Source organism: Acinetobacter sp. V116_7, assembly GCF_056735735.1.
In genome coordinates this window covers 531476-554453 of record NZ_JBWZIF010000028.1, presented here as the reverse complement: position 1 = coordinate 554453, position 22978 = coordinate 531476, and the positions used below count along the sequence as shown (strand labels likewise).

The window sequence follows — 22978 nt, the reverse complement described above, 5'->3', positions numbered from 1 at the left end:
ATTGATCTAGGATGACATTAATGCAATTAACTGAGCAACAGCAAGATAAACTCAGTAAAGTTCAATTAGAAGAAAGCTGGAAAATATCTTTAGCACCTTTTTTGTTAAGCCCTCAAATGGATAATTTGCGCGATTTCTTATTTCAAGAGAAACAAGCACAAAAAATAATATATCCCCCGAGTAAACAAATCTTTAGTGCTCTAAATACGACACCATTGGCTGATGTGAAGGTCGTTATTCTTGGACAAGATCCATATCATGGACCAAACCAAGCAAATGGATTAAGTTTCTCTGTTCAAAAAGGTATTGCATTACCACCATCTTTACGTAATATTTTTCATGAATTACATACAGATTTGGGTATTCCAGCTCCTCGTCATGGCGACTTAACGAAATGGGCTACACAAGGTGTGCTTTTACTGAACAGTGTGCTTACTGTTGAAGCTGGACAGCCAACCTCACATCAAAAGCAAGGTTGGGAAGCATTTACTGATGAAGTTATTGATGTCCTGAATGAGCAAAGAGAACATATAGTATTTATTTTGTGGGGTGCTTATGCACAGCGCAAAGGACAACGTATAAATAGAGATAAACACTTGGTTTTAACCGCTGCACATCCATCGCCTCTTGCTGCAAACAGAGGTGGTTTTTTTGGATGCAAAGTGTTCTCAAAAACAAATCAATATTTGAAACAACATGGCATTGAGCCCATAGACTGGCAATTGGACGCATGATGAACTCTCCCAATCTAAATAACTATCACCCGGACTTGGTGGTCGAAGAAGCAAAAAACGGCTGGCGTATAGTACGTTTGAATCGTCCTAAATCATTGCATGCTTTAGATGAATCAATCGTAACGGCATTATTACGAGTATTTGAAGATTTCCGTGATGATGAAAGCGTTAAAGCAATTTGGTTAGATTCAACAACACCAAAAGCTTTTTGTGCAGGTGGTGATGTTAGAAAATTACGTCAACTTGTTATCAATCAAGAAGTAGACACAGCGAATAAGTTTTTCCAGCAAGAATATGCTTTAGATTTACTATTACATAATTATGCTAAGCCTGTAGTTGTTTGGGGCGAAGGTTATGTTATGGGTGGTGGTTTGGGCTTGTTTATGGCAGCACCATTCCGTCTAGTAACTCCATATTCTCGTTTAGCAATGCCTGAAATTAATATTGGTTTATATCCGGATGTAGGGGCGAGCCGCTTCTTGGCAGATCGTGGTCCAATAGGCTTGTTTACTGGTTTAACTGGTTCAATCATGACAGCCGCTGGAGCATATAGCATCGGTTGGGCAACACATATTTGTGAAGCACAGCGTGATAATGTTTTGCAAAAAGTTTTAAATATTAATTGGGCTCATTATCCTGCTGGGGATTTCCGCGCAATTGATGATACTTTAAATAGTTTGCATCGTCCGGTTGCGGCAGGTCCATTACAAAACTCACTTGATGTGATTCATAGTGTTTGCCGTGGTTTTAATTTTGAACAAGATTATCAAGCTATTGTGAGCTTGCGTGATGCGAGCAGTGATTGGTTACGCCAAGCGAGTGAGAACTTACAAAAAGGATCTCCTAGTACTGCGGCAATCACTTGGTTGTTGTGGCAATGGGGTAAACAGATACATTCTTGGGATGAGGTTTTTGATCTTGAAGCTCAGATTTCTGAGTGGAAAATTCGTCATCCTGACTTTGTTGAAGGGGTTCGTGCACGGTTGGTTGATAAAGATTTATCACCAGAATGGAAACCATGTGAAGACTTAAGCTTAAGAGGCATATTAGCTGATTGTCCGCCAGTGACTTCAATAGATAGCTGGAATGCGTTACTTAGACAACACGGTGTGATCACCTAAATACATGACTGAATTTAGTGATGAATATTGGATGCAGCTTGCTTACGAGCAAGCTGAATTAGCTGCACAGCAGGGTGAAATTCCTGTTGGTGCGATTGTAGTAAGCCAAAATCGAGTGATTGGATCTGGCTATAATGCTCCAATTAGTTTGTTAGACCCAACTGCACATGCAGAAATTCAAGCTATCCGTGCAGCATGCTTATCATTAAATAATTATCGATTACCTGACGATGCGACTTTATATGTCACTCTTGAGCCATGCACAATGTGTGTAGGTGCATTAGTACATGCAAGAATCAAACATGTGGTTTTTGGTACAACAGAACCTAAAGCAGGTTCATTGGTAAGTGCTCGTCAGTTACTACAAGATGGTTATTACAATCATAAATTTACTTTTCAACAAGGTTGTTTACAAGAAAAATGTGCCCAACAACTCAGTCATTTTTTTAAACAAAGACGCGAGCAAAAGAAACAAGAAAAACAACAGAAAACGTCCTTAAATGATTAAAAAGTAACACGAGCTTATGGCAAACTAACGCGATTTTACTGCCATGTTTTTTAATAAGGAATATTCAATGCGTAATGTAATTACCGTAAAAAAAGAATTTAATGCTCCTCTTCGTGACGTATTTAATTTGCTTTCTAAACATGCAACTTACAATACTGCTTTTGCGCCATTACAAGTTGTACGTGTGAAAGACTCAGCAGATTCTAAAAGACCTGATGGTTTAGGTTCAGTTCGTCGTATGGGGTTTGGTCCAATTAAGCCAATTAAAGAAGAAATTACCTTGCTTGAAGAAAATAAAAGCATTGAATATAAATTAATAGACAATCCTTTGATTAAACACCATTTAGGTCGAATAGAGTTTTCTGAAATAACCCCATACATAACTTTAGTTACATATCGCATCGAGTTAACGGCAAAAGCTCCAGTGGTAAGTAAATTAATCCTTGCACAGCTAAAACTAGCCATTACACTAGGCTTTTCGAGATTAGCTAAAGCAGTTGCTTCTTAGTGAGAGTTCAATGACAGTTCAAATTATTACTATTGATGGTCCGAGTGGTTCGGGTAAAGGAACATTGGCAGCAAAACTTGCAGCATATTATAAATATCATTTACTCGATTCTGGTGCCTTATATCGTTTATTGGGGTTGTCATTACATAAGCACGATTTATTAGAGAAATTAGACAGTCAACTCGACGAATGTATTCAATATGCACGTCAATTGGATATTAAATTTGAAACTTCCGCAGCGGGCATTCTAGTTTTTCTAGATGGCGAAGATGTATCGCAAACAATTCGTACAGAACGTGTGGGTGAATATGCATCGAAAGTTGCAGCAGTTCCTGAACTTAGACAGGCGTTATTTGAGAGACAAAGAGCTTTTGCACAAAAACCTGGCTTAGTTGCAGATGGCCGTGATATGGCAACAGCTATTTTTCCAGAAGCAAATGCAAAAATTTATCTGACTGCTTCGGCTGAGTCGCGTGCTGAGCGAAGAGTAAAACAGTTGCAGGGCATGGGCCTAGATGCTAAAATAAACGACATTTTAGCTAATATACAGGCGCGTGACAAAAGAGATATGGAGCGAGAAGTTGCTCCGCTCAAGCCAGCCAAAGACGCTTATATCATTGATAGTTCGGAATTAACGATCGATCAGGTATTTAAGTTGATGGTTGATTATGTCGATAGCCGCACCATTTAGCAAATAGAATTATCAGTTGAAGCATAGCTTGATCAGTCTATAAAGACTATGTTGATACTTAACTAAACCGGCCTTGTCTGATCCAAGACCGCTGAATTTATCAGGTATATCATGACCGAATCTTTTGCAGCCCTCTTTGAAGAAAGTGAATTAAACCTCAACGTTGAAAAGGGTGCAGTCATCCAAGGTGTTGTTGTAAACATCGATAGCGACTGGGTAACTGTTGACACTGGCCTAAAGTCTGAAGGCATTGTTGACCGTGCTGAATTTTTAAATGAACAACGTGAACTTGAAGTTCAGGTTGGTGATACTGTTGACGTAGTTGTTGAAGCTCTTGACAACGGTATGGGTCAAACAGTTTTATCACGTGAAAAAGCTAAGCGTGCTGAAACTTGGACTAAACTTGAAAAAATCTTTGAAGATGGCGAAATCGTTACTGGTGTTATCTCTGGTAAAGTTAAAGGCGGTTTCACTGTTGACATCGGTCCTGTTCGTGCATTCTTACCAGGTTCATTAGTTGACACTCGTCCTATCCGTGACACTACTCACCTTGAAGGTAAAGAGTTAGAGTTTAAAGTAATCAAACTTGATGCTAAACGTAATAACGTTGTTGTATCTCGTCGTGCTGTTATGGAAGCTGAATCTTCTGCTGACCGTGAAGCATTACTTGCTCAACTTGAAGAAGGTCAAACAGTTACAGGTACAATCAAGAACCTTACTGATTACGGCGCATTCGTTGATCTTGGCGGTATTGATGGTCTTCTCCATATCACAGATATGGCGTGGAAACGTATCAAGCACCCTTCAGAAGTTGTTGAAGTTGGTCAAGAAGTTACTGTTAAAGTACTTAAATTTGACCGTGAGCGTAACCGCGTATCTTTAGGCCTTAAGCAATTAGGCGAAGATCCATGGTTAGCGATCATGAGCCGTTATCCTAAAGGTTCTATCGTTAAAGCTCGTGTAACTAACTTAACTGACTACGGTTGTTTCGCTGAAATCGCTGAAGGCGTTGAAGGTTTAGTTCACGTTTCTGAAATGGATCACACTAACAAAAACATCCACCCATCTAAAGTTGTTCAGATTGGTGATGAAGTTGATGTTATGGTTCTTGAAGTTGACGAAGAACGTCGTCGTATCAGCCTTGGTATCAAACAAACTCGTGCTAACCCATGGGAAGAGTTTGCTAAAGCTCATGAGAAAGGCGAAAAAGTATCTGGTACTATCAAGTCTATCACTGACTTTGGTATCTTCATTGGCTTGAACGGCGGTATCGACGGTTTAGTACACTTGTCTGATATTTCTTGGAACGAGCAAGGTGAAGAAGCTATTCGTCGTTACAAGAAAGGTGACACTGTTGAAGCTGTTATCTTGTCTGTAGACGCTGAAGGTAACCGTATCAGCCTTGGTATCAAGCAATTGAACAGCGATCCGTTCAATGATTTCTTAGCTGCTAACGAACGCGGTGCTTTAGTTAAAGGTACTGTAACTGCAGTTGATGCTCGTGGCGCAACTGTTAAGTTAGCTGACGAAGTAGAAGCTACTCTTAAAGCTTCTGAAATCAACCGTGACCGCGTTGAAGATGCAACTAAATTCTTAGAAGTTGGTCAAGAAGTTGAAGCGAAAATCATCAACGTTGATCGTAAATCTCGCTCTATCAACTTGTCTGTTAAAGCAAAAGACGAAGCTGAAGAGAAAGAAGCAGTTGCTAGCTTGCGTACAGCAACAACAAATCAAGAAAATGGTCCTAAGACTATTGGTGATTTGATTAAAGCACAAATGAAGTAATAGGTTAACAAAGTACAGTTTCATGTAACGGAATTGTACTTTTTATACAAATTACTGTAAACGGTAGCCTAGTATTCAATATACTACGCTACCGTTTTGTATTTAAACAGGTTATTATCAGACGACATAGAGTAGCAATAAATAACGAGGTCGTAGATGACTACTGAAGCTCTTAATAAGTCTGATTTGATTGAACGCATTGCGCTGAAAAACCCACACTTAGCTGAACCTTTGGTGGAAGAGGCGGTTAAAATTATGATTGATCAAATGATAGAGGCCCTATCAACTGATAATCGAATTGAAATCCGTGGTTTCGGTAGCTTTGCTTTACACCACCGTGATCCAAGAGTTGGTCGTAATCCTAAAACTGGAAGATCAGTAGAAGTGGCAGCTAAAGCTGTTCCACATTTCAAACCCGGTAAAGCACTGCGTGATGCAGTCAACGAATCCGGGAAATAAATAAAAATTTATAAGCGGGGTGCCTATGCGTTATATTTTAATTGCATTGCTTATTGTTGTATTTGGCTATTCTTTAGCACTTGTTTTGCAGAATCCAACAGAGCTGTCTGTTGATTTGTTATTTACCCAAGTTCCAGCTATGCGTTTAGGCTTATTATTGCTACTCACATTGGTACTAGGAACTGTGGTTGGTCTTTTATTAGGTGTGCAGGTTTTCAGAGTATTCCAAAAAGGCTGGGAAATTAAACGTCTTCGTAAAGATATTGACCATTTAAGAAAAGAACAAATCCAAAGTGCTCAATTAGCAGCAGCTGAGGCAGCTGCAAATGTAAGACATGAAAAAACCGTTGTAGATATTTATCCGCAAGATAAAAACTCTACTCCGCTATAATCCCCGTACTACTCTTTATTAATGAGTAAAGAGTAGTATTTTCCTTAATTTGTTAGCTTGTACTTCTTTGTATTTTTCTAAAAATAAGTCCCCATAACATTATTGTGTCTAAATTTGAAAGCCTTCTTTATACATTTCTTTATTACTTGATGACTTGTCTATTATAATGATGCTGATTTTATATGATGGAAGAAAGTCTCTTGAGTATCATTGTTGCGTTAGATGCAAAAAGCCAATATGACGCTTTAAAAATTGTTGAACAGCTTGATCCTACTTTATGTCGTGTAAAAGTGGGTAAAGAGCTTTTTACTCATGAAGGCCCATCTGTTGTAAAAAAACTTCAAGAACAAAACTTTGAAGTTTTTCTTGATCTTAAATTTCATGATATTCCAAATACTACCGCTCAGGCTGTTTGTGCAGCAGCTGATTTAGGAGTGTGGATGGTCAACGTCCATGCTTCAGGTGGCCGTAAAATGATGGAAACTTGTGTAGAACGCTTAAAAGCAGGTAACTATCAAACTCAATTAATTGCGGTTACTGTGTTAACTTCAATGGGGCGTGAAGATTTAAAAGATATTGGTCTAGATGTTGAACCAGTAGAGCATGTAAAACGCTTAGCTAAACTCACTAAAGAAAGTGGATTAGATGGTGTGGTTTGTTCTGCACAAGAAGCTAAAATTCTTCGCGACTTGATTGGACAAGACTTCTCTTTAGTAACACCTGGTATTCGTCCGGAAGGTTCAAATGCGGACGACCAAAAACGTATTGTGACTCCCAAGCAGGCTATGCTTGATGGTTCTACACACTTAGTCATTGGTCGACCGATTACTAAAGCAGAAAATCCAACAGAAATGTTGAAGTCTATTCTTACTTCAATTGCTTAAAAATTTAGGAATAAGCTAATTAATAGCGGGGCGAGTAGGCTTAATAATAAGCCGCTCATCATGGCATGTGGTACATAATGTGTACCACATGACTGTTTTACCATGGCTAAGGTAACATCCATTGATGTTGCGCCAGCACTTGAGATAGCAGGGCGTGGAAAACGCCATCCCATTGTATACATTAAAAATATAGCCACAATTTCTCTAAATAAATCAGTTAATAATGCAATACCACCTAGTTCTGCCGAGTGTAATTGCGTAAATAAGATCCCTGACATTGAATACCAGCCATAACCTTGTGCTAATGCTAACGTCTCATTCAGTGCAAAATTCTTGCTAAGTAAAAAGTAGTTAAAGAAGCCGGCTATACATGAACCGATAAAAGCGGCTAAGGGTACAATTAAAATCTTCCAGCTTAACCAAGTACGGTTGAAATGAGTGAAGGCAAGTTCAATACCAATTAAGAAAATAAATAGTAATAATAAATACCAACTATTAAAGGCCATATGTGAATTGAATTGAGTGGCAATAGCTCCTAATAGAACACCGACGCCTAAAGCAAGAAAGGCCTTTGCAATATTTTTTAAAGCATTTACAAAAAGTTGAAGTGAAATTTTGCCTTTGACACTTTGTTTATCAAAAATTGTATAAGCCAATAAACAGGTAAAGAAAGAACCAAAAGATGTTGTAAGTGCAATAATAATAGCGGGTGGAAGTATGGCAGAAGGATTCTCAATTTGATCAAGTGCTAGTGTTAATTCTAAAGCTACACTTGCTAAGAGAATATAAGAAAAATAGGGCAGTATTTTAAAAATAAACTTTTGGATATTTAAAGATAGTTTGGGTGCTAGAAAATAGCCGGAAGCAAGTGCTAAAAAAATTTGAATGATGAGATAAAAAGATTGCATATAATAATAGGTGGATTGTTTTAACCCACCTATTATGTCTTGAACATTTTAAGCTGCATAGCTCTGTGCGCTTTTATTTAAAAGTAAATAATCTTTAGGATTAACTTTGCGCGTTTCTAACCAGTACTTCCATGTATAGGTGGGCCATAGTGAAAAGTTTTTTCCATCGGCAGATTGATACCAGCTACTACAACCTCCAGCTTGCCACACAGTTCCTTGAAGCTGAGTTTGAACCCGCTCGTTAAAAGCATCTTGAACTTCTGGTTTAATCTCAACTGCTTTTTGCCCAGATTTTTCTACAAGTTGGATGAGTTGTAAAATGTAATTTACTTGAGATTCAATCATAAAAATAATCGAATTATGACCTAATACTGTATTAGGGCCGACTAATTGGAAGAGATTTGGAAAGTTTTTAGTCATAATGCCATAATAACTTTCTGCACCATTTTTCCAAGCCTGTTTTAACTCGATTTGATTACGTCCAATACAAGTGAAATGTTTCAAGTAAATACGTGGGTCAGTAATAAAACCAGTACCATAAATTAAACAATCGATAGATCGTTCTTTACCATCTTTAGTGACAATACTGTTTTCTTTAATTTCTTGAATACTATCTGTTACTAGCTCAACATTTTTACGGTTAAATGTAGGGAAATATTTATTTGAAATAAGAATACGTTTACATCCCATCACAAAGTCAGGTGTAAGTTTCTTGGCTACTTCTTTATCTTTCACTTGAAAGCGTATGAAAGCTTCTGCCAACTTTTGACCATATTTCATAATTTGGGGTTGAACAATGGGTACAACGCGCGACTCATTACTCCAATAAAGACGACTACGATGAATTTGACGATAAAGATTAGAAGATTTGAATAATGCTTTACTCAAACGAGAGTACTTGCGTTCATCTCGTGGTATTACCCAAGCTGCCGTTCTTTGGAATACATAGAGCTGTTTAACATCTCCAGCTATTTCTGGAATATATTGAATCGCGCTACCACCAGTACCAATAGATGCGACTGATTTACCATTTAGGTTATAGTCATGTTCCCACTGTGAGGAATGAAAAACTTTCCCTTTGAATTTTTCGATGCCTTGAATATGAGGGATTTGTGGGATGTGTAAGGGGCCTGATGCAAAAACTACAAATTGAGCTTCAATCGAAGGCTGATTTTTAAAATCAAGAGTCCATACGTGACGCATTTCATCATATTGGACATGAGTTACATCGTGATTGAACTTACAGTAATTTTTAATCTTATATTTTTCTGTAATATCTTGAATATATTCAAATATCTCTGGCCCCTCAGCGTAACGTTTCGACCAGTCTGTTTTAGGGGCAAACGAGAGAGAATACATATGAGATTGAACATCACATGCCGCACCCGGGTAGCGATTTTCGCGCCAGGTTCCACCAACATCATCTGATTTTTCTAAAATAACAAAGTCTTGCTGTTGGTTTTGCAGTAAGCGAATTGCCATTGCTAGGCCACCAAATCCAGCACCAATAATAGCGATTTTAGTTTTTTGAATAGCATCTTGCTTTGTGTTTAGCATTGGAAACCCTGCATAAGCTGAAAAGAGGATTGCAGGAAAGACTAACGTTTTTTGATCAGTTTAAACATGATTGTATCGACGTGAAAATTGATAGATTCGGCAATTAATTTTCTTTCTTCTTTATAGTAAAACATTTGAGTCTAGGGAAATTGATAGAAGAATGAAACGGTCGATACTTGGTTTAATGTATTTAATTCAAGGAATGCGCAATGCGGGCATTGATGTCGACTCACGTTTGGCTGGCATAGGAATTAAGGTTGATGCTTTAGATCCGAGCTCCACAATTCATGATCGCCTAGAATGGGATATACAACAAATTATTAGCGAAAATGTTGAGCCTGAAAAGGGTCTATTCATTGGACAGCATTATGCTTTGGCCGGTTATGGGCCACTACTTATGTTGCTTGTAACAAGTAATGATGTTCAAACTGCATTAAGTAAAGGAATAAAATATCAAAGACTTACACATTTATTTGGTGCTTTAGGACTTTATGAAACGGATGAGCGCACCATCTTAAATTATTTGCCTGTTGATTTGAAAACCCAAGTGGGGCAGTTACGGGCACAATGTGAGGTTTCAGGAACTTATAAATTTATTCAAGATATTTATATGATGATGGGATTAGAAATGCCCGCTATGCGTATAGAACTTCCATTTGAAAAACCAACGGACTCAGAGACCTTATCTCGCTATTTTGCATACTATGGCGATGATGTGCACTTTAATGGTAAATATGCAGCATTTAGCCTAAGCAAGGATGTACTTGAAATCAAAATCCCTTCTGCGGACATCATTACACATCGTATTTATGAATCAAAATGTATTACAGAAATAACAAGATTAAATCAACAAGATCACCAAACTCCACATATCATACAATGTGTGCAAGATTATCTTGAGTTGCAACAAGGAATTATCCCGAGCATGGCGGAAACAGCTTTTGCATTGAAAATGCCTGAAAGGACATTAAGGCATCAATTGCAACAGTTAAATACGAGTTATAAGCAAATTCGTGAACAAATTATTAAGAATAAGGCATTAAAGCTTATGGAATATAGAGAATACTCAATAGAAGTTATTGCCGACTTACTCGGTTATTCTGAACCAGCGGCATTTAATCATGCATTTAAACGATGGTTTGGGCAGAGTCCTCGACAATATGGCAAAGAGTCATCGTCGTAATTCTTGATGCTAAAAGCTAATGTGGTTGAACAAAATGTTCGCTATACTCCTATCAGTTAAAATTGAAATAAAACGATATGTTAAATTTAAAATCTTCTCATAGTACTGCATTCTCACCTTCTTCCCCAGCAGAACGCTATGCTGAGGCTTTAGCTTCAGGCCAGTTTATGGCAGATGAAGCGCAAGCACAGGCAGTGCAAGAATTAGATCGTGTATGGAAAGAACTTTTAAACCGTTATAAAGCCTCTAAAAAAGCTTTCCGTCGTTTTCGCCGCCAAACCTCACCTAAAGGTGTCTATATGTGGGGTGGAGTAGGCCGTGGAAAAACTTGGCTTATGGATCAATTTTATGAGTCAGTGCCATTTCGTCGTAAAACACGTATGCATTTTCATCATTTCATGCAACATGTTCATAAAGAATTAAACAAGCTTTCTGGTCAACGTAATCCACTTGAAATTGTGGCTGACCAAATTTATAAAGATGCAGTCGTTATTTGTTTTGATGAGTTCTTTGTATCAAACGTAACTGATGCAATGATCTTGAGTGATTTATTTCAAAAATTGTTTGTTCGTGGTGTGACATTGATTGCTACATCAAACATTGCACCAGACGGTTTATATAAAAACGGTATTCATCGTGACCGTTTCTTGCCAACAATTGAAATGGTTAAAAAGAACTGTACTGTTTTAAACGTAGATGCCGGTGTGGATTATCGTTTACGTGTCTTAAAGCAAGCTCAATTATTTAAATCACCATTAAGTAATGAAGTGCAAAGTTGGATGGCGGAACGTTTTAGCGCTTTAACTCACACACAAGCTCACTCTCAAGAGCCGATTGTGATTAATAATCGTGTGGTCGAGACTCTAGGACATACCGAAGATGTGTTGTGGTGTGAGTTTTCTGAACTTTGCTTTAAACCACGTAGCCCAGCAGATTTTATTGAAATTGCAAATATCTATAATACGGTTCTGGTAAGTAATGTTCCGCATTTAACAGATTTCTTGTCTGAAGGTACACGTCGTTTTATTTATCTAGTCGATGAATTTTATGATCGTGGAGTAAAATTACTTTTAACTTCGCAAGATAGTATTATTGATATTTATCAAGGTGAAAAATTAGCCTTTGAGATTGAGCGTACTCGTTCGCGTTTACTGGAAATGCAATCGGATGAATATTTGCATTCTGAACATCGCCATATTGATGAAGCTAAAAACGCATAAAAAAATAGATATGAAAAGCGCTCTTTATAGGGCGCTTTTTTTACAACAAAAATAGATAATTTTAGTTAAATAATGCTTTTTCATGCTGCAAAGTTTGATATAACTAAATACGCTTTAGAAAAATAAGATAGTGGAATTTTTTGTCTGTTAACAAAAAGTCTAGTTTCAGTATCTTTAAATATTGAATAAATTGTTGGGAATCCTAGTTAGAATTTTAATATTTCCTATATAGAAGAATTTATCTTTGTCAATAGTTTTACAAGGGAAAATGCTTACTATTTAGGAATGTGATATTAGTATTCAGCTTAATTTAAATCGGTATACTAGGATTCTCTTGGTATAAAAAGTAGCAACTTCAGGAAAGACAATGACTGCACGTATTCAAAAAGGCAAGTTAGCGATTGCTAAAGAACTTTACGATTTTATCGAAAATGAAGCTTTACCAGGTTCTGGTTTAGATAGTGAAACTTACTGGAAGAACTTTGAGCAAGTTGTTGTCGATCTTAGCCCAAAAAATAAAGCATTATTGGCTAAGCGTGATGAATTACAAGCAAAAATTGATGAATGGCACCGCAACAATAAATTTGAATTAGGTGCTTATAAGGCGTTCTTAACAGAGATTGGTTATTTATTGCCAGAAGTTGAAGATTTTCAAATTACAACTGAAAACGTTGATGAAGAAATCGCATTATTGGCAGGGCCACAGTTAGTTGTACCTGTACGTAATGCACGTTATAGCTTAAATGCAGCAAATGCGCGTTGGGGCTCTTTATATGATGCACTTTACGGTTTCGATGTAATTTCTGAAGAAGGCGGAGCTGAAAAAGGCAAAGGATATAACCCTGTACGTGGTGCAAAAGTGATTGAGTTCGCTAAAAACTTCTTAAATGAAGTTTTCCCACTTGCACAAGGTTCACATGCAGATGCGACAAAATATGCGATTGAGCAAAACAAACTTGTTGTGACTTTGAAAGATGGTTCAAAAACAGGTTTAGCTCATGAAGCTCAGTTCGTTGGTTTCAATGGTGAAGAAGCGAACCCTACAGAAGTTGTTCTTTTAAGTAATGGCCTTCATGTCATTATCGAAATTGATGCATCTAGTCCAATTGGTCAAACTGATTTAGCGGGTGTTAAAGATTTAACATTCGAAGCGGCTGTAACTACTATTCAGGATTTAGAAGATTCTGTTGCGGCAGTAGATGCTGAAGAAAAAGTTGAAGGTTACCGTAACTGGTTAGGTTTAATGAAAGGTACGCTTCAAGAATCTATCGAGAAAAATGGTAAAACGATTGTTCGTGATTTAAATAAAGACCGCGAAATTAAAAACTTAATTGGTGGTACAACGAAACTTCATGGTCGTTCACTTATGTTACTTCGTAATGTAGGCCATTTAATGACTAACCCAGCGATTTTAGTAGATGGTGAAGAGATTTTCGAAGGTATTATGGATGCCTTGGTAACACCATTATTGTCAGTTGCGGACATTCGTAGTGAAAACGAAAACAAGAACTCTCGTAAAGGTTCTATGTATATTGTTAAGCCAAAAATGCATGGTCCAGAAGAAGTTGCGTTTGCTGTAGAGTTATTTGAACGTGCTGAACAAGCGATTGGTTTACCACCTAAATCGTTAAAAATCGGTATTATGGATGAAGAGCGCCGTACATCTGTAAACTTGAAAAACTGTATTGCTGCTGCAAAAGACCGCACGATCTTTATTAATACTGGTTTCATGGACCGTACTGGTGATGAAATTCATACTTCAATGGAAGCTGCACCAGTTGTTCGTAAAGAAGCCGTAAAAACACAAAAATGGATTGCTGCTTACGAAAACCGTAACGTTGCAATTGGTTTGAAGACTGGTTTACAAGGTAAAGCACAAATTGGTAAAGGCATGTGGCCAAAACCAGACAGCATGAAAGATATGTTGGCAACTAAAGCTGCACATCCAAATGCGGGTGCTTCATGTGCTTGGGTTCCATCTCCAGCAGGTGCAGTACTTCATGCGATGCATTACCATCAAGTGAATGTTAAAGCACGTCAAGATCAGTTGAAAGCTGAAGAAATGTTGTCATTAGATGACTTGTTGACTCCTCCGTTTGCACCAGAAACAAACTGGTCAGCAGAAGAAATCAACAATGAGCTTGAAAATAACTGCCAAGGTATTTTAGGTTACGTTGTTCGTTGGGTTGACTTAGGTGTAGGTTGTTCGAAAGTTCCTGACATTAACAATGTGGGCTTAATGGAAGACCGTGCAACATTACGTATTTCTTCTCAACACGTTGCAAACTGGTTACGTCACGGTATTGTGACTCGTGAACAAGTTGAAGAAGTGCTTAAACGCATGGCAAAAATTGTTGATGAGCAAAATGCGAATGACCCATTGTATAAACCAATGGCTGCTAACTTTGAAACTAACATTGCTTTCCAAGCCGCTTCTGACCTCATCTTTAAAGGTTGTGAACAGCCTTCAGGTTATACTGAGCCGCTACTTCATGCTGCTCGTTTAAAGTTAAAAGGTTATACAGGTGACTAATTTTAACCTGTCATGAAAAAAGCCTCTTCGGAGGCTTTTTTTGTTCTCGGTATATTTTGTGCTTACAGATAAGGTGTGAATTTATAAATAAAGGTTTTCAAGTTTGATTAACTTAAAAAATCTCGATCGTGAGAATTGGATTCAATGTGCAAGATTATCATTAGATGAATCTCAAAAAGACTATGTTGCACCAAATGTTTATTCTATTGCTGAGTCTAAAGTGGAAGAACATTACTGTCCAAGAGTGATCTGTTTCAATAATGACGTCATTGGGTTCTTAATGTATTGCGTCGAAATTGATCCACCTGATGAGACATTATTCTGGTTATTTCGTTTTATGATTGATAAAAATAATCAAGCTAAAGGTTATGGTACCGAAGCATTGCAAATTGCAATCGATGAAATATTTACAAAAGGAGCTAAACGCATTCGAACTATGTATAAATCATCGAATCATTGTGCTGGAAAACTTTATAAAAAAATGGGTTTTATAGAAACTGGAGAATATGATGAATGTGGAGATATTATTTTAGAGTTGAATATTTCCCTTCAAAAAAAACGCTAACTGAAAATTCCAGTTAGCGTATGAAGTAATAGAACAGATTTAAAAGCAATATTAGTTACTGCTCACAATTCCAATTTTGGTGACACCTAAACGCTGCGCTGTAGCCATGACCATCGCTACATTTTTATATTCAGCCATTTGATCTGGTTTAAGTTTGATCTGGTCTTGATCTTTTTTGGCAACCACACTTTGAAATAAAGTCTCTAGTGCGGTGCGGTCTGAAACCTGCTGGTTATTCCAAAAAACTTTACCTGCTGCATCAATTCTTACATCAATCACTTCAGGTGGTTTTTCATTTGTTGGAGGCGGTGTGCCATTTGGCAAATTAATATTAATCGCGTTGTTTGGTGCAGGGATGGTAATAATGAACATAATAATAAGTACCAACATGACATCAATAAGAGGTGTCATGTTGACCTCTAACATCACATCGTCATCATTATTTGAACCGACATTCATACCCATAAAATTCTCCTTAAAATAATTACTGGGAGGCTGGTGGGGTAGTAACAAATGCAATTTTGCCAATACCAGCTTGTTTGGTCGTGCTAATGACCTGATCTATCGCCTCAAAATGAGTAAGCTGATCTCCACGAATATGAACTTCTGGCTGAGGCCTTTTTTGTGCAACTGCTTGAAGCTTTGATAGCAATATTTCTTTATTAGGCACATAGCTTTCATTCCAGAAAATATCTCCTTTCTTGTTCACAGAAAGTTGAATATTTTCAGGTGTGGTGGCATATGGCGTATTTTTTTCTTCTGGTAGTTTCACTGGAACCGTATGTGTAACTACCGGAATCGTAATTAGAAAAATAATAAGTAAAACCAACATGACATCAACTAGAGGCGTTGTATTAATTGCGCCAATCATTTCGTCATCATCTTCAGAACCCACACTCATACCCATAACGTTTGCTCCTCGTTATTTAATGCTGCGGTTAACCGAATTATTGGTACTAATTTCTCCGCTTAATAAAACTGCGTGTAAATCTGAACCAAATGAACGAACATTTTCCATAACGGCTTTATTACGGCGAGTTAGCCAGTTGTAACCAAGTACAGCGGGTACTGCGACTGCAAGACCAATAGCTGTCATAATTAAAGCTTCACCGACAGGACCAGCAACTTTATCAATAGATGCCTGACCTGAAATTCCGATGGCAGTTAATGCGTGATAAATTCCCCAAACCGTACCAAAAAGACCAACAAAGGGTGCCGTTGATCCAACGGTTGCTAAGAAAGCTAAACCACCACCTAAATGATTTTGTATTTTTTCAATTGCACGTTGAATTGATATGCTCACCCATGTATTAAAATCGATTCGCTCAAGTAAAGAGCCGCCGTGCGATTTAGTTGAGTTAATGCCTTTTTCTGCAATAAAGCGATATGCGCTACTTTGTTCTAAATTATCAGCTGCATTATCTAGTGAAGTTGCTTCCCAAAAACTTTTCTCAGCTTCTTTACCTTGGCGTTTTACTTTAGCTTGCTGTAAGAATTTTGAAATAATGATGTACCACGTGCCAATAGACATCAGCACTAATATAAATAAGGTAGATTTAGCGACTAAGTCTCCTTCGCGCCAAAGAGCTTCTAGACCATAAGGGTTTTTAACAGTTTCGCTTGTTGCTGGTTTCGGTGGTGGAGTTGGAGTATTTGCATTTGAAGTAGCTTCAGCGGTTGCTGTTGCCACAGGAGCATTACTCGTTTCTTCTGCAAAAACCGAGTTTAATGGAAGTAATGAACAAGCTGCGATTAAACTTGCAGAAGCGAAACGTACTAGCGGTTGAGTTGATTTTTTCATCATATTATCTCCAATATTTTTTAATTTCTTACTAATTCAATTGTTTATTCAATTACGAATGGATATTCAATTTCATACCAGTCTTGCTGAGGCACGCCATCTTTCATTGCTGGTTTGAATGTACATAAGCTGTAAGCTTTAGTTGCTGCTTTATCTAAGGTTTTGCTGCCACTTGATTTTTTTACTTTGGCATCGATGACTTTGCCTGAAGTATCAACCAAAACACGTATACGCACCGTACCTTGTTCTTCATTCATCAGTGCTTCACGAGGATATTCCGGTTTTTCACAGCCAGCAGAACCTTCCGAAACACCGCGAGTTACGCCAGCTGGTTTAGGAGTAGGGGCAGCTGCCACTGGAGCTGGTGCGGCAACAGGGCTTGGTGATGGGGTGCTAGGTGCAGCAGGAGCTGGGGTAGCAACTTTTGTTGGTTGAGCTACTGGTGTCGTTTTTTGTACCGGTGTCGCTACTTTCTCTACTTGTTTAGGCGGCTCAGGAACTTTGGCAACTTTTTCTACCATTTTAGGTGGCTCTGGCGGTTTTTCCTTAGGTTTTGGCTCCTCTGGTTTAGGCGGAGGAGGTGGTTTAATATCTTGAATAATTTGTAATTCCACAGGTTTTTCTGCTGGTTTTTGAATATTGTTTGCTAAACCTGACATCAGAATATAGGCAACAATAAGATGCAGAAAAAGTACTGCGGCAATACCAATAAGGCGCTTTGCAGATTTATTTTCTATGTCTGTAAAAGTCATGCCCATAGTTACTCCTGAAACTTGAGACAAACAATTCTTGAATTAATGTTTGACTAAGGGTGAGTATTCGGTCTGCAAACACGATGTCTAAATTCGTGTTTGCAAAATAACCAATTAGAACTTGTATGTACCGCGTAAATAGTATGTACGTCCTGTTGGGTCACCATACCGAGGGTCATATCCGTATTGGAAATTATCTAAAACGTTTGAAGCAGACGGCTCTTCGTCGAAAATATTTTTAATACCCGCTGTTAACTCAAGATTTTTAAAGCCTTTATAAGTACCAGAAATATTGTAGAGGGTATAATCACTAACTTTATGATGATCATATTGTTCTTCACCTATCTGATTTTGATCATCGTAACCACGTATAAACTGTTGTTCGAAAACTAATCTCCAATTTTTATATGCCCAGTTAATATTAGCTGTGTGTTTCCACCGGACAACAGCAGGGTCTTCATATAGGCCAACCTGACCTGTCCATGGTTCACCTTTTGAGTCGCGATAATCTAGTTTGGATACATAAGTCCCATCAATTCCAAAGCCAAAACGGCCAGTGGATGTCATTGGAGTTAAATAGTTCAGACTAATATCAAAACCTTCTGTTTTCATACCGCCAGAGTTAAATAAATTAGTTTTTACATAATCGATAGAACCATCAGCATTTCTTACAAAAAGAGCAGAGTATTTTTCAGGCTCCCCAAATATAGTAGCTTCCCCTACCTGTGCAATCAGGTCATCAATCTTAATATTGAAGTAGTCAACCGTTAATACAAGGTTTTTAATTGGCTCAAAAACAAAACCAGCAGTAAATGATTTTGATTCTTCTGGTTGTAAATCTTTTGATCCCCCCTGTAATTTCATAAATTGAGTATTACAAAAGTCATTTTTATTTTTCCCTTCTACAATGACACCGCCTGGACAGTAAAGTGGGTCATTATATTTTGCTCCAGTGTATGTTTTGCTTTGAGCTGCATTAATCTCATATAAGCTAGGTGCTCGAAAACCTGTACTATATGAGGTACGGAACATTAGTTGTTTTAATGGTTCCCAACGTATAGCGAATTTAGGATTAAATGTATTACCAAAGTCACTATAGTCATCATAACGAGCTGCAAGTTGTGCTTCGATCGTTTTGGTTATTGGTATTTGAAATTCTGCAAATGCAGAGGTAATATCCCGGTCACCAGAGTTATCGGGTTTACTAGGATCTGTGCCACTACTAGGAGCTTGACGGACTAAATCCGCATTAATATGTTGTTTCCATTCTTGATTGGTAAAGCTACCTCCTAAGGCAAAACCAACCTCACCAGCAGGTAAAGTAAAAATAGGGCGGCTAATACTGAAATCAGCAGTAGTCGATTCTAAAGTTGCTTCGTTGTATTTTCCTTTAACTGATAGAGTATTCCAGATATCAGGATTACTACTTTCACCAAATGGGTTCAGTGTTCCATTATTTAAAGCATCTTGTAATTTGGCTTTGTTTAATTGGCCATTAACGAAATGATCAGAGGCTTCACTTTTTGCATAGGTCAAACCTGTATTTAAATCCCAACCCCAGACTTCACCCTCTAAACCAGCAAAAAGACGATGGGATTCATTAATAGATTTAGCTATACGGTTTCCTGCATGTGACCGTAAATAGAGTTCAAGGGGGGCACCACTTAGTCCTTCAACGCCAGGAACGATACCGTTACCAGGATAATATGGACTGTCATTTGGGAGAGTGACACGAGTTGAAAGGTTGCTGCGGCTAAAAGGATCCGGAGCAACAGAAGTGATAACTTCACTACGCGAATAAATATATTCACCAATAGCATTTAAATTATCATTAATCTTGAATGTACCACGCCCTAATGCAGAAACGTTTTCTACGTCTGGTTTGATGCCTATCAAAGCTTGGGTATTTGCATAACAAAAACCATCTTCTGCTGATTCTCCAGCTCCAAAACATTGACCATTTTGAGCATAGGGATTTCCTGAAACGCCAGATACAGGATCATAAAAATTTGAGGTAAAGGCATTAGCAGAGCGTCCATCTAGGCCGAGTTCTGGTAATAGCCCCCCACGTTCTGAAATTTTTCGATCTTTTGCCATAATGCCGTTAGTACGGCGATAATCTAAAACACCAAAGATATTAAAACCATCATCATCTAAGTTCCCATAACCACCAAAGATAGAAACATCTTGTTTGTCACCACCTTTGTGTTCTGGTTGTAATAAACCTGCACTAATCCCAATGCCTTCATATGTTTTTTTTGTAATGAAGTTAATAACCCCCGCAACAGCATCGGCACCATACACAGCTGACGCACCATCACGTAAAACTTCAATACGGTCAATCATTGCTAGAGGAATAATATTCAGATTTACAGTAGATGTACCAAATGGATTGGCTGCGAGCCGACGTCCATTAAGTAATACTAATGTTTTATCGCTGCCTAAACCACGAAGGTTAGCTGTAGAACCATCTGTATTGGTTGCGCCAACATTTTGATCAGTTGAGAAGCCAGCCTGATTTGAACTTACGCGAGTTAATGCTTCTTCAACTGTAGTAACGCCAGCATTTGCGAGATCTTCGCCTTTGATAATAGTAATGGGTGAAGCACTTTGAGCTGCAACTCCCTTGATTGAAGAGCCTGTCACAGCAACTTTTACAACTTTGATGGGTTTATCATGTGAGTTGGATTGTTCTGTTTCTGCTGCTTGTGCCATGGTAAGACACATCATGCTTAAACTAAGGGTACTTAATTTAAGAATTGTTTTGCCAATCTTGGGGGTTACCTGAGATCGAACATTGTATTTTTTTTTCATCGTGGATTTGATCCCTTTTTGTTGTAGTTAGCGATATTGCTGGAAAGTTTTTAAGCAAAGCAAGTGCCAACTATATATTTTTCTTTTTTTAGTTTATGCAAAATATTGATATATATTGATTTTATTATGTTTGTGGTGAGGATCTAGTGTTTTATCTCCACCTAAAAAATTTTCCATTTGGTAAGTTTTTATAAGGTGGCCAAAAGTTCCAAAATTATTTGTACAAAAAGTAATCATTATTGGATTGTTCATGTATCGATTCGTATCTTTTGTATCTTTTTAGAACTTTTTTAAATGTAATTGTATAATGTAACATTTTTTTTATTTTTTCATTTTTTAATATAAATTAATATTTTATGTTGATGTTTCTTGTTTGATCTATAAAAAAATTATGAACTAGAATGAAACATTCATGACTTTTAATTGTGCATTATAGGCTAATAATGGATAAGTTATATAAATATAATATTTGGCAAAAACTTACTTTTATTTATATAGTCCCAGAAGTTTTAAGTGCCTAATTAAAATGTAAATTTTAAATATTTCTATATGAATTATTCTTGATCATAAAATATGGCATGAAATTCGCTTTATATTAGATAGTTACAGCTTTCTAATTTCATTATGATGTTTTCCATTCGATCAAATAAAAGATTGAATAGAAAGGTTAATAATTTACAAAGAAGAAAGTAGTCCATTGAGAAAGAACTTTTCTTATTCGGATTTAGATGTTACTCAAAAGGATAATATCTTTAAAAAATTAATTAAGTAGGTAGGAACTTGAAATTAAAAATTTTTAAGCTCGCCATTCTAAGTCTGGCTATTACATCAGTTTCTTGTGCTTTCGCCCAAACGCCTGCGCAACCAAACAAAATATTACACGTTGCCTATGAAGCCCCAGATGATGGTTTTGACATGGTTAAAACCACCAATTTTTATAGTGCCAGTATCGCGGAAACCATATTTGAGCCTTTACTCAAATATGATTATTTAGCTCGTCCAGTACAGTTAGTTCCATATACGGCTGAAAGCCTGCCTAAGGTGGAACAAGATGGGAAAGTTTATACATTTAAAATTAGGCCTGGTATTTATTTTACCGATGACCCTGCTTTTAAAGGTAAACGCCGTGAGCTGGTAGCTGAAGATTACGTCTATGCAATTAAACGCATTTTAGATCCTGAAAATAGGGCACCTTCAGTTTCTTTTATTGAGGGTAAATTGTTAGGTGCAGATGCAGTTGTAGCTCAAGCAAAGAAAACGGGAAAGTTTAATTATGCTACTCCGATTGCTGGGGTTAAAGCACTTGATCGATACACTCTACAATTCACTTTGACTCGGCAAGATTTTAATTTTCCTTATATTCTTGCTTATATTACCTTTGGTGGCGTTGCAAAAGAAGTTGTGGATTATTACGGTGATCGTATCGGCATGCATCCAGTTGGTACCGGACCATACATGTTAAGTAAATATGTTCCAAGAAGTAAGGTCGAGTTAGTTGCCAATCCTGATTATCGAGGTTTTGTCTGGAATTTTAAGTCAACAGGAACACCTTGGGATAACCAGCTTATTAAAGAAATGAGCGGTAAGAAAATGCCCCAAATTGGTAAGGTTGTAGTCAGTATTATTGAAGAACAACAGTCACGATGGTTAGCTTTTCAGTCTGGTCAATTAGATTTTGACAGACTTACAGCAGATGCTGTTCCTCAAGCTTTAGATGGAAATCAACTTAAGACTTCTTTTCAGAAAAGGGGAATTAAGCACTTTCCATATAAGGAACCCGAAATGACCTATACGATGATGAACATGCGTGATCCGGTCATTGGTGGTTTCAGCCCAGAAAAGATTGCACTTCGTAGAGCAATTACGTTGGCATATAATCAAAAAGAAAGTATAAGACTGGTTTACAAAGGCCAAGCTGTTAGAGCAGAAATGTTCATACCTGAAGGTGTAAATGGATATAACCCCAAGTACAGAAGTAGCGTAGGGTACAATCCATTATTGGCAAATAAATTACTTGATTATTATGGTTATAAAAAAGGGGCTGATGGCTATCGAAATTTGCCAAATGGAAAACCTTTAGTTTTAAAAATTAATAATGAAAATAGCTCATCTTCAGTTATTCTTTCTGAATTATGGAAAAAAAATCTAGACGCGATTGGTATTCGTGCTGAATTCAAAGTGAGTAATTTTGCAGATAACTTAAAAGCCGCAACTCAATGTAAATATATGATTTGGGGCGGCGCATGGATTGCTGACTATCCTGAGGGAGATAATTTTGCACAATTACTTTATGGTCCAAACGCAGGTCAGGGAAACCATGCTTGTTATCAGTCTAAAACATACGATGCTCTTTATAATCAAGCCACTCATTTACCACCCCAACAACGTCTACCATATTACGAAAAGCTTAATCGCCAGATTGAAGCTGATAATCCTTGGATTATTCATGTAACTCGAATTCGTAACTGGTTGATACGTCCACAAGTTCAGGGTTTTAAACCCCACCCAATGATGAATACGAACTGGCAATATCTTGATATTACCCCTGTTAAAAAATAATTTTA

General features: G+C 37.5%; 21 protein-coding genes. 14 read left to right on the top strand and 7 right to left on the bottom strand.

Annotated features, from left to right (window positions below):
* The first annotated feature begins 20 nt into the window (after positions 1-20).
* The 9 genes from ung to pyrF all read left to right on the top strand — a co-directional run bounded on the left by ung (position 21) and on the right by pyrF (position 7081).
* On the top strand, positions 21-734 hold the full coding sequence (ung, locus tag AC1PJP_RS16565; RefSeq protein WP_005304723.1) for a uracil-DNA glycosylase: 714 nt from the start codon (positions 21-23) through the stop codon (positions 732-734).
* A complete protein-coding gene (locus AC1PJP_RS16560; protein ID WP_111853773.1) occupies positions 731-1855 on the top strand; it encodes an enoyl-CoA hydratase/isomerase family protein in 1125 nt (374 codons plus the stop codon). Before ung ends, AC1PJP_RS16560 begins: the two co-directional genes overlap by 4 nt.
* 4 nt (positions 1856-1859) lie before the next feature.
* Positions 1860-2363, top strand: coding sequence for a tRNA adenosine(34) deaminase TadA (tadA, locus tag AC1PJP_RS16555; RefSeq protein WP_191899205.1), 504 nt, complete (start codon positions 1860-1862; stop codon positions 2361-2363).
* Positions 2364-2430: 67 nt separating this feature from the next.
* On the top strand, positions 2431-2871 hold the full coding sequence (locus AC1PJP_RS16550; RefSeq protein WP_005304736.1) for an SRPBCC family protein: 441 nt from the start codon (positions 2431-2433) through the stop codon (positions 2869-2871).
* A 10-nt stretch (positions 2872-2881) separates the two neighbouring features.
* Positions 2882-3562, top strand: coding sequence for a (d)CMP kinase (cmk, locus tag AC1PJP_RS16545; RefSeq protein WP_479767740.1), 681 nt, complete (start codon positions 2882-2884; stop codon positions 3560-3562).
* A gap of 111 nt (positions 3563-3673) precedes the next feature.
* Positions 3674-5347 (top strand): 30S ribosomal protein S1, encoded by a 1674-nt coding sequence (rpsA, locus tag AC1PJP_RS16540; RefSeq protein ID WP_004792715.1) that lies wholly within the window; start codon positions 3674-3676, stop codon positions 5345-5347.
* Positions 5348-5503: 156 nt separating this feature from the next.
* A complete protein-coding gene (locus tag AC1PJP_RS16535; RefSeq protein ID WP_003651488.1) occupies positions 5504-5806 on the top strand; it encodes an integration host factor subunit beta in 303 nt (100 codons plus the stop codon).
* 25 nt (positions 5807-5831) lie between these two features.
* Entirely contained in the window at positions 5832-6197 is a 366-nt protein-coding gene (locus AC1PJP_RS16530) for a lipopolysaccharide assembly protein LapA domain-containing protein (RefSeq protein ID WP_002121360.1), read from the top strand.
* A 185-nt stretch (positions 6198-6382) separates the two neighbouring features.
* Positions 6383-7081 (top strand): orotidine-5'-phosphate decarboxylase, encoded by a 699-nt coding sequence (pyrF, locus tag AC1PJP_RS16525; protein WP_107880366.1) that lies wholly within the window; start codon positions 6383-6385, stop codon positions 7079-7081.
* Here pyrF and AC1PJP_RS16520 read toward each other — a convergent pair.
* On the bottom strand, positions 7078-7989 hold the full coding sequence (locus tag AC1PJP_RS16520) for a LysO family transporter (RefSeq protein ID WP_447500469.1): 912 nt from the start codon (positions 7987-7989) through the stop codon (positions 7078-7080). The genes pyrF and AC1PJP_RS16520 overlap by 4 nt on opposite strands.
* Positions 7990-8037: 48 nt before the next feature.
* The gene (locus AC1PJP_RS16515; protein WP_479767737.1) at positions 8038-9546 is read right to left on the bottom strand and encodes a flavin-containing monooxygenase; all 1509 of its coding nucleotides are present in this window, start codon (positions 9544-9546) and stop codon (positions 8038-8040) included.
* A gap of 160 nt (positions 9547-9706) precedes the next feature.
* On the opposite strand from AC1PJP_RS16515, the gene AC1PJP_RS16510 reads away from it, so the two are divergent.
* The 4 genes from AC1PJP_RS16510 (at position 9707) to AC1PJP_RS16495 (ending at position 15047) form a co-directional block, all read left to right on the top strand.
* Positions 9707-10729, top strand: a complete 1023-nt coding sequence (locus tag AC1PJP_RS16510) for an AraC family transcriptional regulator (RefSeq protein WP_013198070.1) — start codon at positions 9707-9709, stop codon at positions 10727-10729.
* A 77-nt stretch (positions 10730-10806) separates the two neighbouring features.
* Positions 10807-11949 carry a cell division protein ZapE gene (zapE, locus tag AC1PJP_RS16505; RefSeq protein WP_174732204.1) on the top strand — a complete coding sequence of 381 codons (1143 nt, stop codon included), beginning with the start codon at positions 10807-10809 and terminating at the stop codon, positions 11947-11949.
* A 367-nt stretch (positions 11950-12316) separates the two neighbouring features.
* Positions 12317-14482, top strand: coding sequence for a malate synthase G (locus AC1PJP_RS16500; RefSeq protein WP_111853776.1), 2166 nt, complete (start codon positions 12317-12319; stop codon positions 14480-14482).
* 103 nt (positions 14483-14585) lie between these two features.
* The gene (locus AC1PJP_RS16495) at positions 14586-15047 is read left to right on the top strand and encodes a GNAT family N-acetyltransferase (RefSeq protein WP_479767732.1); all 462 of its coding nucleotides are present in this window, start codon (positions 14586-14588) and stop codon (positions 15045-15047) included.
* Between the two features lie 51 nt (positions 15048-15098).
* Here AC1PJP_RS16495 and AC1PJP_RS16490 read toward each other — a convergent pair whose 3' ends face one another.
* The 5 genes from AC1PJP_RS16490 to AC1PJP_RS16470 all read right to left on the bottom strand — a co-directional run bounded on the left by AC1PJP_RS16490 (position 15099) and on the right by AC1PJP_RS16470 (position 20414).
* On the bottom strand, positions 15099-15512 hold the full coding sequence (locus AC1PJP_RS16490; protein WP_013198067.1) for an ExbD/TolR family protein: 414 nt from the start codon (positions 15510-15512) through the stop codon (positions 15099-15101).
* Between the two features lie 19 nt (positions 15513-15531).
* Positions 15532-15954: an ExbD/TolR family protein gene (locus AC1PJP_RS16485; protein WP_004792697.1), complete on the bottom strand. Its 423-nt coding sequence runs from the start codon at positions 15952-15954 to the stop codon at positions 15532-15534.
* Positions 15955-15969: 15 nt separating this feature from the next.
* Positions 15970-16851, bottom strand: a complete 882-nt coding sequence (locus AC1PJP_RS16480) for a MotA/TolQ/ExbB proton channel family protein (RefSeq protein WP_004792695.1) — start codon at positions 16849-16851, stop codon at positions 15970-15972.
* 41 nt (positions 16852-16892) lie between these two features.
* On the bottom strand, positions 16893-17606 hold the full coding sequence (locus tag AC1PJP_RS16475) for an energy transducer TonB (RefSeq protein WP_479767729.1): 714 nt from the start codon (positions 17604-17606) through the stop codon (positions 16893-16895).
* Positions 17607-17714: 108 nt separating this feature from the next.
* The gene (locus tag AC1PJP_RS16470) at positions 17715-20414 is read right to left on the bottom strand and encodes a TonB-dependent receptor (protein WP_479767727.1); all 2700 of its coding nucleotides are present in this window, start codon (positions 20412-20414) and stop codon (positions 17715-17717) included.
* Positions 20415-21194: 780 nt separating this feature from the next.
* Here AC1PJP_RS16470 and AC1PJP_RS16465 point away from each other — a divergent pair.
* A complete protein-coding gene (locus tag AC1PJP_RS16465) occupies positions 21195-22973 on the top strand; it encodes an ABC transporter substrate-binding protein (RefSeq protein WP_479767725.1) in 1779 nt (592 codons plus the stop codon).
* Positions 22974-22978: the final 5 nt, after the last annotated feature.